This window comes from Actinokineospora baliensis (assembly GCF_016907695.1).
In the GTDB taxonomy this organism is placed as follows: domain Bacteria; phylum Actinomycetota; class Actinomycetes; order Mycobacteriales; family Pseudonocardiaceae; genus Actinokineospora; species Actinokineospora baliensis.
Genome location: NZ_JAFBCK010000001.1, coordinates 3,906,030 through 3,918,106, shown reverse-complemented (window position 1 = coordinate 3,918,106; position 12,077 = coordinate 3,906,030). Strand labels below are relative to the sequence as shown.

At 72.2% G+C, this 12,077-nt stretch carries 11 protein-coding genes and 1 pseudogene; 7 read left to right on the top strand and 5 right to left on the bottom strand.

All coding sequences use genetic code 11. The annotated features are described in order from the left end of the window. The first annotated feature begins 261 nt into the window (after positions 1–261). Positions 262–1,053, top strand: a complete 792-nt coding sequence (locus tag JOD54_RS18270; protein ID WP_204451690.1) for a TetR/AcrR family transcriptional regulator — start codon at positions 262–264, stop codon at positions 1,051–1,053. Positions 1,054–1,644: 591 nt separating this feature from the next. Here JOD54_RS18270 and JOD54_RS18265 read toward each other — a convergent pair. Continuing rightward, entirely contained in the window at positions 1,645–2,361 is a 717-nt protein-coding gene (locus JOD54_RS18265; RefSeq protein ID WP_204451689.1) for a TetR/AcrR family transcriptional regulator, read from the bottom strand. 90 nt (positions 2,362–2,451) lie between these two features. Here JOD54_RS18265 and JOD54_RS18260 point away from each other — a divergent pair, with 90 nt between their 5' ends. Beyond that, positions 2,452–3,891, top strand: a complete 1,440-nt coding sequence (locus tag JOD54_RS18260; protein WP_204451688.1) for a DHA2 family efflux MFS transporter permease subunit — start codon at positions 2,452–2,454, stop codon at positions 3,889–3,891. Positions 3,892–3,895: 4 nt separating this feature from the next. Here JOD54_RS18260 and JOD54_RS18255 read toward each other — a convergent pair whose 3' ends face one another. Beyond that, on the bottom strand, positions 3,896–4,597 hold the full coding sequence (locus JOD54_RS18255; RefSeq protein ID WP_204451687.1) for a maleylpyruvate isomerase N-terminal domain-containing protein: 702 nt from the start codon (positions 4,595–4,597) through the stop codon (positions 3,896–3,898). A 122-nt stretch (positions 4,598–4,719) separates the two neighbouring features. Between JOD54_RS18255 and JOD54_RS18250 the strand changes: the two genes are divergently transcribed. Beyond that, positions 4,720–5,223, top strand: a complete 504-nt coding sequence (locus tag JOD54_RS18250) for a hypothetical protein (protein ID WP_204451686.1) — start codon at positions 4,720–4,722, stop codon at positions 5,221–5,223. Here JOD54_RS18250 and JOD54_RS18245 read toward each other — a convergent pair. Then, a complete protein-coding gene (locus JOD54_RS18245; RefSeq protein ID WP_204451685.1) occupies positions 5,220–5,522 on the bottom strand; it encodes a GNAT family N-acetyltransferase in 303 nt (100 codons plus the stop codon). The genes JOD54_RS18250 and JOD54_RS18245 overlap by 4 nt on opposite strands. Before the next feature lie 97 nt (positions 5,523–5,619). Between JOD54_RS18245 and JOD54_RS18240 the strand changes: the two genes are divergently transcribed. After that, entirely contained in the window at positions 5,620–6,084 is a 465-nt protein-coding gene (locus JOD54_RS18240) for a DUF6328 family protein (RefSeq protein WP_204451684.1), read from the top strand. A gap of 48 nt (positions 6,085–6,132) precedes the next feature. After that, positions 6,133–6,690: a GNAT family N-acetyltransferase gene (locus tag JOD54_RS18235; RefSeq protein ID WP_204451683.1), complete on the top strand. Its 558-nt coding sequence runs from the start codon at positions 6,133–6,135 to the stop codon at positions 6,688–6,690. Between the two features lie 284 nt (positions 6,691–6,974). Here the strand turns inward: JOD54_RS18235 and JOD54_RS34240 are convergent, their stop codons facing one another. After that, a complete protein-coding gene (locus JOD54_RS34240) occupies positions 6,975–8,111 on the bottom strand; it encodes a tetratricopeptide repeat protein (RefSeq protein WP_307860151.1) in 1,137 nt (378 codons plus the stop codon). On the opposite strand from JOD54_RS34240, the gene JOD54_RS34235 reads away from it, so the two are divergent. Then, on the top strand, positions 8,099–8,425 hold the full coding sequence (locus JOD54_RS34235; protein ID WP_239573423.1) for a hypothetical protein: 327 nt from the start codon (positions 8,099–8,101) through the stop codon (positions 8,423–8,425). The two genes, JOD54_RS34240 and JOD54_RS34235, sit on opposite strands and share 13 nt — an antisense overlap. A 275-nt stretch (positions 8,426–8,700) precedes the next feature. Here JOD54_RS34235 and JOD54_RS34230 read toward each other — a convergent pair. Then, positions 8,701–10,092, bottom strand: a pseudogene (locus JOD54_RS34230) (AfsR/SARP family transcriptional regulator); the annotation flags it as partial. A 68-nt stretch (positions 10,093–10,160) separates the two neighbouring features. Here JOD54_RS34230 and JOD54_RS18225 point away from each other — a divergent pair. After that, positions 10,161–11,774, top strand: coding sequence for a vWA domain-containing protein (locus tag JOD54_RS18225; protein ID WP_204451682.1), 1,614 nt, complete (start codon positions 10,161–10,163; stop codon positions 11,772–11,774). The last annotated feature ends 303 nt before the right edge of the window (positions 11,775–12,077 follow it).

Genomic DNA, 12,077 nt, shown 5'->3' with positions numbered 1-12,077 from the left:
CGGTTCCCGACCGCCCGGGCACCCGCCGCTGGTATCCCTATGCACGACAGGAGGGGACGGATGGTCCAGTCGAATCGGGTGCCGGGCGGACCGCGTGGGCAGCGCGGTCCCGGTGGGTGGCGCGCACCGGGGGCTGGCGGGCCGATCGTCCACACGAGAACGTTGGGACCGATCACGGTCGGTGATCCGCAGGTGGCCGGATTGGCCCGGGCCTGTGCGTCGCCGACCGCACCGAGGCGGACCAGTTAGGATCGGGCCACCATGGCAAAGGACGCGACGAAGGACCACACCGGGGGCGGCGGCGATCCCGCGCGCAGCCTCGCGCTGCTGTGGCGCAAGCAGACCCAGGCGCCGGTCCGCAACGGCAGGCGTGACCTGAGCGTCGACCGGATCGTGGCCGCGGCCATCGAGGTCGCCGACACCGACGGGCTCGGCGCGCTGTCCATGCGCCGGGTGGCCGACAAGCTCAACGTGGGCACGATGTCGCTCTACACCTACGTGCCGGGCAAGGCCGAGCTGATAGACCTGATGCTCGACACCGTCTACGCCGACACACACCGCGTGAGCGCGCAGTCGCCCGAGGACAACCGGCGGTGCTGGCGCGAGCGGCTCGAACAGGTCGCCAAGCAGAACTGGGAGCTCTACCACCGGCACCCGTGGATGCTGCGGGTCGGGGTGAGCCGCCCACCGCTGGGCCCCAACGTGATCGCCAAGTTCGACTACGAGCTGGGCACCGTCGCCGGGATCGGGCTGACCGAAACCGAGATGGACACCGTGCTCACGCTGGTGATCGGACACGCGGAGACCTCCGCGCGGCGCGCGGTGGAGGCCAGCGGGGACGGCGAGAGCGGGGTCAGCGAGCAGCAGTGGTGGGCCGCGCACAACCCGGTCCTCACCACGCTGCTCGACCAGAGCCGCTACCCGCTCGCCGCCGCCGTGGTCAGCGCGGTCGGCCGAGCGGCGGAGGACCCCAAGCACGTGTTCGAGTTCGGCCTAGCCCGCATCCTCGACGGCGTGCAGGCCCTGGTCGACTCCCGCGACACGACGGGCTGACCCGAACCCGACCGTCCACTGTGACCGGGATCGCCCCACCGCCCCTTGTGGACCGATCCCGGTAGCGAGCGCCCCCGCCGGGCTCGCGCCATGTGACCGGGCGCTTTCGAAGGCTGACCACCGAGGCCCGCACCGGCGGCGGGACGAGGTCGGTCTCAATGGCGCACAAGTCGGTCCCGGTGGCCGCACCAGTGGGGAGCAGGTGCACTCGCCCAACTGCCCACGCGTCCGAGCCGCCACCGTGCGGCCGAACGCCTCCAGGCCGAGCGGCGCACCAAGACCGGTTGGCCACCAGACTCAGCCTCGCCAACGCGCAAGCCGACATCGGTCGTCGCGCAGCACCACCCGGGAGCAGTGCCTCGCCCAACTGCCCACGCGTCCGAGCCGCCACCGTGCGGCCGAACGCCTCCGGCCGAGCGGCGCACCAGGACCGGCTGCCCACCAGACCGGCCTCACCGACGCGCAGGCCGACATCGGTCGTCGCGCACAACTCAAGATCAGGCATCTTCGCCCGGCTCGCCCCAGGCCGCCCCTCGGCCGAGCGGCTTCGAGGCCGATCGCCAGTTCGAGGCCGCCCCCGGCGAGCTCGCGTCACCCCTGGGGCGCGATGTGTGACTCCAGGCCGCGGACGAGCAGGTCGAGGCCGAACGCGAACCGCTCGGTTCGGCCGCCTTCGGCGAGTTCTCGGGCCATGCCGCTCATCAGCGGGTAGTGCGTGGGCGACAGGGCGGCGAAGTACTCGGCGACTCTGGCGTAGTGCTCTTCGGGGGGGTTGCCCACTCGGGCCTGGGCGACGCCGATCGCGTTTTCGACGGCGCTGGCGGCGACGTAGAGCGGGACGGCGTCCAGCGCCCAAGCCACCGGCTGAGGTGGGATGCCCGCGCCGCGCAGGATCACCACTGTCGTCTCGGCGGCGCGCATGGAGTTGGGGCCGAGGGGGACCCGGCCGAGGCTCACCCTGGCGATGTCGCCGTTGTCCATGAGCGTTTCGTGCGCGGCGGTCCACAGGGCGGTGAACTGCTCGCGCCAGCGCGCCGGGTCCGGCTCCGGCAGCGGGATCTCCCCCGCGACCTGGTCGAACAGCAGGTCGAGCAGTTCGTCCTTGTTGGCGACGTGGGCGTAGAGCGAGGCGGGGCCGGTGCCCAGTTCGGTGGCCAGCCGCCGCATGCTCAGGCCGTCGATGCCCTCGGCGCGCAGGATCGGGCGGGCCGCGGCGAGGATCGTCGCCCTGGTGAGCGAGCGCCGGGGGCCGCTGTTCTTCGGCGGGGTCCACCAGGGCGGCTCGGGGGGGTGCTCGGCGGCGGTCATGCGGGAAAGCCTAGTTGACACGAACACTGTTCGCTAGTAGAACAGCGTTCGTCAACGAACGGTGTTCGAGAAGAATCAGGGGTGGGGTCGATGACCGCGATCGAGGTGGGGGCGCCGACACAAGCGCCGTACAAGTGGCGGTGGTGGGTGCTGGTCGCGGTGCTGGCCGCGGAGATCATGGACCTGCTGGACGCGACCGTGGTGGGCATCGCCGCACCGTCCATCCAGGACCACCTCGGCGGCGGCAGCACCATGATCCAGTGGGTCGCGGCCGGGTACACGCTGGCCTTCGCGGTCGGCCTGATCACCGGCGGCCGCCTGGGCGACCGCTACGGGCGGCGGCGGATGTTCCTGATCGGGCTGGCCGGGTTCATCGTCACGTCCGTGCTGTGCGGGCTGGCGTTGTCGCCCGCGATGCTGGTGGTCAGCCGGGTGCTGCAGGGGCTCTTCGGCGCCGCGCTGATCCCGCAGGGCTTCGGCGTGATCCGGTCGATCTTCCCGCCCAAGGAGCTGGGCGCGGCGTTCGGCGCGTTCGGCCCGGCCATGGGCCTGGCCAGCGTGGGCGGTCCGATCCTGGCAGGCGCCCTGGTCGCCTGGAACCCCGGGGACGCGGGCTGGCGCACGGTGTTCCTGATCAACCTGCCGATCGGCCTTGCCGCACTGGCGCTGGCGTGGAAGGTCTTACCGGAGTCGCGGGCCGAGCACGCGCCGAAGGTGGACGTGGTGGGCATGGTGCTGGTCAGCACCGGCCTGGTGCTGCTGATCTACCCGCTGGTGCAGGGCCGCGAGCAGGGCTGGCCCGGCTGGATGTTCGCGATGCTGGCCGCGTCGGTCCCGGTGCTGGCGGTGTTCGGGGTGCACCAGGTCCGCAGGCACGGCGCGGGCCGAGCGCCGCTGGTCGAACCGGCGCTGTTCACCTCCCGCGCGTTCACCGGCGGCCTGGTCGTCGGGGTGGCGTTCTTCGCGGCGATGTCCGGGCTGATCCTCACCCTCGGCCTGTACCTGCAGCTGGGGTTGCGCATGTCGGCGCTGGACGCGGGCATCGCGGTGGCGCCGTGGGCGCTGGGCGCGGCGATCGGCGCGGGCCTGTCCGGGGCGGTGCTCGGGCGCAAGTACGGCCGCCCGGTGCTGCAGATCGGCGCGCTGATCATGGCGGCGGGGATCGTGCTGGTGATCGCCGAGTTCGGCTCGACCGGGATCGCGACCGGCTGGGACCTGGCGCCGGGGCTGCTGGTGTGCGGGATCGGGATGGGGCTGCTGATCGCGCCGTTCTTCGACATCGTGCTGGCCGGGGTGACGCTGCCGATGGTCGGGTCGGCCTCGGGGGTGCTCAACGCGGTGCAGCAGCTCGGTGGCGCCGCCGGGGTCGCGGTCCTGGGGACGGTGTTCTTCCAGCACTTCGAGAGCGGCGACCAGCCCGGGTCGGTGCGGGCCGTGCTGTGGGTGACGGTGGGGTTGATCGTCGCGGTCGCGGTGCTCGGCTTCCTGCTGCCCCGGCGGGCGCGCCCGGAGGACGCCGAAGTCGGGTAGGGACTCAGAAAGCGGTGTGCTCCAACCAGTCCTCGGCGACACCGCGGTCGCCGAGGACTTCCACCGTCTCAAGGGGACTCCTGCGCAGGAGCACGAGCATGAGGTCGGTGACCGGCGCGCGCAGAGCCACCGTCGCCTTGGCGTGAGCCTGCTCCCACACCGGTCCCGGGCGCACCAGCCACTCCCCCGCGCCGTCGGTGGCGTGCAGATGCAGGCTGGTGCCCTCGGCCAGGATCGGGTTGTCGGCGAGCCCGTCGGCCAGCAGCGTCAACCACTCGGAGATGGTGTCGGCGGCCGCCTCGGGGGTCGCGGTGAACGGCGACGCGAGCGCCAAGGCCGCGTCCGCGTGGTGCACGACCGCCTCGCAGGCCCGGCGGCGGAGCCACCACCCGGCGGGGCGCGGACCGGTGAACGTCCAGACCGGACTGTCCGCCCCGGTCGCGGCGACGGCGTCGAGCAGCAGCCCGGACGCGGATTCCAGCCACGCCGCCGGATCACCGGTGGGCGTGCCCTCCGGCACCTCGGTGGGCTGGACGAACTCGCCGCCGCGCACGATCGCCGCCGCCCAGCGGTGACCGCGCCCGACGTGCCTGATCAGCTTGTCGAGGGTCCAGCCGGGGCAGGTGGGGATCTCGGTGGCCGGGTCGGCCGCGGCGAGCGCGGCCAGCCGGGCGGTGTGGTCGACCAGTACCGCGGCGTGGTCCATGGGGCAACACGGTAACGCCATCCGGCGCGAGGGTGGCGTTCACCCGCCGCGCCTAGGCTGCCGCGCATGCCGCAGGGGATCCACGCATGAGAGCCACCGGTGGTCGGACGTACGATCACGCCGTGATCGACCTGAGCACGTTGCTCGACCCGCTCGCCTGGCCCCGCTGGCTGGCCCGCGACGCCGAGCGGCGCAAGGTGGCGGGCCCCGATGTGTTGGCCCAGGTGGAACAAGCGGTGCGCGACTTCCCTGCGGCGGCGTTCGCCGGTGGGCTGCTGCCCGCGCCGCTGCCGGTCGAGCACGTGGAGAAGCTCCCCCGCGGCGAGCACCGGGAGACCACCGAGGGCGCCAAGGTGCGGCACCGGGTGGTCGCCGAGCCGGGCGGGGTGCGCGGCTGGAGCCTGGGCCGGGGCGTGGTCATCAGCATGGCGCAGACCACGGTGCGCCCGGTGTACACGCCGGTCGCGCGGGGCGAGAGCGCCGCGCTGCGCCACGATGGGTCGGTGGTGCGGGCGCTGATCTCGGCGTGGGAGCCCTACCCGGCGCCGGTCGAGGTGGAGCTCGACGACCGCACGGTCGGGCTGGCGGACTACCTGCGCCGGATCCTGGCCGACCACCGCCGCTAGTCGGCGGCGCTGGACCGGTTCTGGTAGGCGAGGTCCAGGTACTCGGGGTGCCGCCGCATCCAGGCGGCGATGAACGGGCAGGTCGCCAAGACCGCCAGGCCCCGGGCGCGGGCGTCCTCCAGGGCGGCCCTGGCCAGTACGCCGCCCACGCCTTGGCCCTCGAACGCGGAGTCGACCTCCGTGTGCGGGTACACGACCAGGTCAGCGCCGCGCAGGTACTCGGCGAACCCGGCTACCCGCCCGTCCACCCGGGCCTCGAACCGGCCGCGCTCGGCGACGTCCACCACTTCGACGGTCATGCGCCCGATCCTACGGTCGCCGCGGCGCTGTCCGGTTTGCCCGGGGCTGAGGCGAGGAATGTTCGGATCAGGTCCCCACCGACGAGCAGGAGCCCCCATGACCGCCGCAGAGCCCGAAGAGTCGCCCCAGCAGCGGCTGACCCGCAACCTCAACGAACTGCTGCAAGAGCTGCGGGTGGCCCAAGCGGGGGTGCAGATCCTGTTCGGGTTCCTGCTCTCGATCGCGTTCACCGAGGTCTACACCCGCGACGCGAACACCTTCGAACGGGCGACGCACCTGGTGGCGGTGCTGTTCGCGGTCGCGTCCGTCGGGCTGCTGACCGCGCCTGCCGCCTGGCACCGGATCCTGTTCCGGCAGGGCAAGCGCGCCGAGATCATGCGGCTGGCCACGCGCACCACGATCGCCGGGATGGTGTGCCTGTCCCTGGCGGTCACCGCGTCGGTGCTGCTGCTGGCCGAGATGGTGATCGGCGGCTGGGGCGCGTTCGCCGTCGCCGGGGTGTGCGGCCTGCTGATCATGCTGCTGTGGTTCGCCGTGCCGATCCGCGAACGCGCCGAGTAGCCGATATCCGCTGGCCCCGCCGGGCCCTGCGTTGGTTGACTGCGCGGCATGAGCTCGCTGTGGACCGGAACCCGGGTGCGGCTGCGCGGCGTCGAACCGGAAGACTGGCAGGTCTTCCAGGGCTTCGCCGAACACACCGGCGACATGCGCGCGGTCGACCGGGTGTACCCGCCGCGCTCGGCCCGCTGGTTCCGCGAAGCCGCGACGAGCCGGTCCACCCAGGTCAGCGAGAACCTCGACCTCGCGATCGAATCCCGCGAGACCGGCCACCTCGTGGGCAGCCTCAGCACCGCGGGCGTCGACCGCCGCGCGGGCCGGTTCAGCTACGGCATCGGGATCGGCCACCAGTACCAACGCCGCGGCTACGCCGCCGACGCCGTGGGCCTGCTCCTGCGCTACATGTTCGGGGAGCAGAGGTTCACCAAGTGCGAGGTGAAGGTCTACGAGTTCAACGAGGGCTCTCTGGCCCTGCACCGATCCCTCGGCTTCACCGAAGAAGGCCGCCTCCGATCCCACGAGTTCTTCGGCGGCAAGCACTGGGACGCCCACCTGCTCGGCATGACCCTGCCGGAGTTCCTCGACCGCTGGGACTTCCCTGAGGTCTAAGGGATGCGGGCAGCGAGCTCGTTGGCCTCGACGGTGGCGTTGGCCTGGTGGTAGAGCGAACACGCGCGACCCATGGCGGGTTGGCCTGGAGACGCAGCACATGACAGTCGGCCGAGCCGGTGCCGCACACGCGCACGGGCCGGTGGCCAGCAGCCGTGCCGCAGGAGAGGGATTCTCCTTGGCCGCGCGCGAAACCCAGTGGCGGGTGGCGAACCGCGCAAAGCGGGCGGCACCTTAGCCCTGTCACTGCCCTCCCGGTACAGCCGCGGAGCCGGTGCAGGCACCTAAGGGATGCGGGCGGCGAGCTCGTTGGCCTCGACGGTGGCGTTGGCCTGGTGGTAGAGCGATCGGGCGCGGGTCCAGTGGTGGGTGGCGGTGCTGGTGTCGCCGGTGCGGGATTCGAGGTCGCCTAGGTCTCGGTGGAGGTGGGCGAGTTCGTAGTCGTCGGGGACGGCAGCTCGGATGGAGAGGCTGCGTTCCAGGTGGTCCCTGGCGGCGGCGAGGTCACCGGCGGCGAGGTAGACGCGGCCGAGTTGGTTGAGGGCGGAGGCTTCGCCGTGGCGGTCGCCCACTTCTCGGCTGAGGTCCAGTGCTTCGCGGAAGTGTGTGCGGGCTTGGGGGATGTCGCCCGCGTCGAGGTGGGCTCGGCCGGTGTCGAGCAGCGACTCCCACTCCAGCCACCGGTCACCAATGGCCCGGCTCACCGCCACGGCCTCGCCGAGGTGCGCCAGCGCGGTGCGGTGGTCGCCGCGCTGCAGCCACGCCTCGCCGAGGGTGTCGAGGGTCGCGGCTTCGAGGCGGGCGTTGCCCAGGCCGCGGAAGGTGGCGAGGGCGTCGGTCAGCGGGACGAGGCTTTCCTCGGCTCGGCCCATGCGGACGAAGGTGTGCCCGAGGTTGCGCTGCGACAGGGCCCGGCCGAGGTCGCTGCCCGCCTCGGCGCAGCGGGCGACGGCGAGCCGGTGCGCGGCGATGGCCTCGTCGAACCGGCGCAATTCCGCGTAGGCGTTGGCGATGTTGTTGTGCACGTGCCCCTCGCCTACGAGGTCGCCCGCGGCACGAACGGTGCGCAGGGCGCGTTGGTTGGTTTCGAGGGCTTCGCGTAGGCGGCGGGTCATGAAGTAGGCGACGCCGAGGGCGCGCAGCATTTCGGCTTCGGCAACAGCGTCGCCGAGGGCGGTCGCGGCGGCGGCGCCTTGGCGGCAGAGTTCGACGCGGTCGTGCCAGTGGCCGGTGGCGTCGAAGAAGCTGGTGAGCAGGTAGGTGAACTGCCAGGCCGAGTCGAGCCTGCCCAGCTCGCGGGCGCACTGCGCCACCGCGCGCAGGTTGGGCCGCTCGGCGTCGAGGAAGGCCAACGCGCCGTGCCGGTCCTCGAACGGGACGCGCGACCGTGGGTGCCGCAGTGTGGGGGGTGACCAGGTCACGGTTCGGGTCGATCACGCGGTTGGCCTCGTCCGCGACAACCAGGTACCAGTCGACCAGCCGCGACAGCGCCAGCGCGCGTTCGTCCCGCTTGGCCCTGCCCGCGGCGAATTCTCTTACCAGGTCGTGGAAGCGGAACCGGTCGTGGTCGACCTCGGTGATCAGGTGGGCCGTGGTCAGCGCCGCGAGGGACTCCCGCGCGCGCTCCACCGGAACCCCGCACAGCGTCGCGCCCAACGACGCGCTGACGGTGCTGCCCGGCGCCACCCCGAGCAGTCGGAACATGCGGGCCCACCCCGGCTCCAGCGGGTCGTAGGCACTCGCGAACACGGCTCGGACCGTCCGCGTGTCGCCCTCCACCGCGAGCGTGTCGAGCCTGCCCGCGCCCACCAGCTCCGCCGCGGACTCGGCCACCGATCGGCCAGGAGCCGCGACCAGGCGGGCCGCCGCGAGGCGCAGCGCGAGCGGCATCCCACCGCACAACCGGCTCAACCTGGCCGCGGCGCCGGGTTCTTTGTTGATCCGATCAGCGCCGATGACCCTGGTGAGCAGCTCAAGTGATTCGCTGTGTTCGAGGCTGTCGATCGCGACAGGCACAACAGCGTGTCTGGTCCCCAGTGCCGCCAACGTCTGCCTACTCGTGACAACGAGCAGCGAGCGCCCGCCACCGGGCACCAACGGGAGGACCTGCTCGGCGTCACCGGCGTTGTCCACCAGCAGAAGGCAGCGCCGACCGTGCAGCAACGAGCGGTAGAGCGCGGACCGCTCGGTGAGTTCAGCGGGCATGCGCTCGTCCGGCACGTCTAATGCTCGTAATAGATGCGCTAAGGCGTCGGCGGCGGTAAGAGCGCGACCGGCGTCGTGGCCACCCAGGTCGAGGAAGAGTTGCCCGTCGGGGAAGCGGTCGGCGACGCTGTGCGCCCACTGCACGGCGAGCGACGTCTTGCCCATGCCCGCGGCGGCGGAGATCACCACGACAGGTCGTTCGTCGGAGCCCGCCAGCAGGGAGTCCAGTGTGGACAACTCGCCCGCACGACCGGTGAAGTGCCCGACCCTGGCGGGCAACTGTGCCGGGCCGCGCGCGGCGGGCCGGGGGTCCAGGTCGGGGTCGCGGCGCAGGATGGCGGTGTGCAGGTCGACCAGCTCGCGGCCGGGGTCGACACCGAACTCCTCGGCCAGCCTGGCGCGCAGGGTGCGGAAGACGCCGAGTGCGTCGGTGTGCTGGCCGCGCCGGTGCAGGGCCAGCATGCACAGCCCGGCCAGCCGCTCGCGGGTCGGATGCGCGGCGACCAGCCTGGGCAACTCCCTGGCCGCCTCGGCGTGCCCACCCAGACGCAGCTCGGCGTCCCACAGGTCTTCCACCGCCGAGAGCCGCAGCTCGTGCAGGGTGTCGACCTCGCCGCAGCCCCAGCTCTCCAGCGCGGCGTCGGCGAAGGCGTCCCCGCGCCACAGCGCCAGCGCCTCGCGCAGCAGCGGCGCGGCGGACTCGGCGCTGTCCCGACCCAGGTGCTCGCGGGCCGCGCGGACCAGCCGCTGGAAGCGCAGCGCGTCGACCACCTCGGGTTCGACTTCGAGCAGGTAGCCGGGCTCCCTGGTGCGCAGGACGGTCGGGAAGCCGCAGGCGGTGAGCGCCTGCCGGACCCTGGCGACGTGGCTGTGCAGGGTCTTGACCGCGGTGCGCGGCGGGTTCTCCCCCCACAGCACGTCGATCAGCCGGGAAGCGGGCAGCACGGACCCGGCGTGCAGGGCCAGCACGCCCAGCACGGCCCGCTGGCGGGTGCCGTGCACCAGCGCGCGCCCGGCCGGGCCGACGGCCTCGACCGGACCCAGCACACGCAGCTCGCCGGGTCGGGTCACGCCCAGCTCCTTCCGCGCCGCTCGGTAAAGGGAGCGTAACGACCCCGCTGCGCTGCGCAAACACCCAAGTGGTTGAGCTGGGGTGCCGCGGGCCGCGCGGGGCCGGTTGCGTTCCGCGACAACCATGCCACAACCGGTGGCGACCAAGCTTCCGCCAGCCCTGTACACCCCGTGAGTCCCGCTAGGAGAGACCCATGCCGACCAGCTCAACCGGGCGCCGCCGGACGCTCATCGCCGCCACCGCGGCGATGGTCGCCGCCGTGCTGCCCGCCTTACCCGCCACCGCCGAACCCGCCGTGGCCAAGGCGGTCCCGCCGCCCGCGGCGAGTCCGTGCGGCCCGATGGACGTCACCTTCGTCATCGATGACACCGGCAGCATGGGCGCGGCGATCGCCAACATCAAGACCGGCATCAACTCGATCATCTCCGACGTGTCGACGCTCTCCGGTGGGGACTTCAAGCTCGGCCTGGTCAGCTTCAAGGACAACGTCCGGGTGATCAACGACCTGGCCTCCGGCAACCAGGCGGCGGTGACCGCCGCGGTCAACGCGCTGGCGGCGGGCGGCGGCGGCAACACCCCCGAGGCCTCCGACGAGGCGCTGAACACCGCGATCAACAACCTGCCCGCGCTGGGCCGCCCGCAGGTCGGCGACTTCAACGGCACGTGGCGCTCGAACGCGACCAAGATGATCGTGCTGGTCACCGACGCGCCCCCCGGCGGCTTCGACGACGTGCACGCCCCGGTCGACGTCACCAACGCCCACCAGCGCGCGCTCGAGGCGCAGAACCGCATCAAGATCAACAGCGTGTACGTGCCGACCGGCGGGGTGTCGGCACCGATCGTGTCGATCATGCAGGACTACGCCAACACCACCGGCGGCGTCTACACCCTCGCGGCGGCCAACGGCTCCAACACCGCGACCACCATCCAGCAGTCCCTGCGCAACTGCAGGCGCACCGACGTGTTCATCCGCGACCACACCGCCGACACCGGCGTGGAACCGCACGGCCTGAACCCGATCTGGACCAGCCCGGACATCACCGTCTGCCCGACCGCCGCCCCCTGCGCGGGCGCCAACCCGGTCGTCGGCTCGAACAGCTTCATCCACGTCAAGCTGAACAACCCCGGCCCCAACGGCTCGGGCACCGGCTACGGCAACCTCAAGCTGTACTACACCGCCCAGGGCGGCGCCGCGGTCTGGCCGACGCACTGGACGCACATCAACACCGCGGTCAACGTGACCGTGCCCGCGGGCGTGACCAGCGTGGTCGTCCCGTGGAACGGCGTGCCCGGCCCAGGCCACTTCTGCCTGCTGGCCCGCTGGGAGTCCGCGACGGACCCCATGACCTTCGCCGAGGGCCCCAACACGCTGACCAACACCCGCAACAACAACAACATCGCCTGGCGCAACGTCGACACGGTCAAGGTCACCCCCGGCCAGCCGACCACCCGCCCGTTCACCCTGGCCAACCCGAACCCGAGGGCCGTGACCAACCTGGTCTTCACCGCCCAGGACACCCCCTTCGCGGGCAAGGTCACCATCGACCTCGGCCGTGAGCTCGCCGCCCGCTTCAAGGCCAGCGGCGGCAAACTCGAAGGCGTCCGCCAGGTCGACGAATCCCGCTTCGAGATCGTCGACCTCAAGCAGGCCCGCTTCCTCGGCCTGGTGATCGACCCGAAGGAGCGCTTCGAGACCAAGCTGGAGTTCACCGCCACCGAGCAGACCCGAGCGGTGCTGCGGGTGAACCAGACCGATGAGAAGAACGAGGACCTCGGCGGGGTCGAGTTCCGCCTGACCACCGGCTAAGCCGCGGGGTGGGGAAACGAGTGGCCCGGACACCTGCGCGGGGTGCCCGGGCCACTCGCCCATGTCCGGCCTCGTGTGACCGCGGGTCCCGGCCGCGGACCAGAAGCCAACCAAGGGGCGGCAAGCCGCGCAGTGGAACCCGGAACACCGCAGAGGCACCGGAACACCGGTGTCTCTGCGGTGTTGTTCCCCACCGCCAGCAGTTCGGCCGGCCCCCTGAACCGCATCGTCGCTGTGCGACTCCCCACCGAACCGTGAACCTCGTGGCAGGGCCAGGGCAGCGGAAGGCCCGGCCACCCCCGC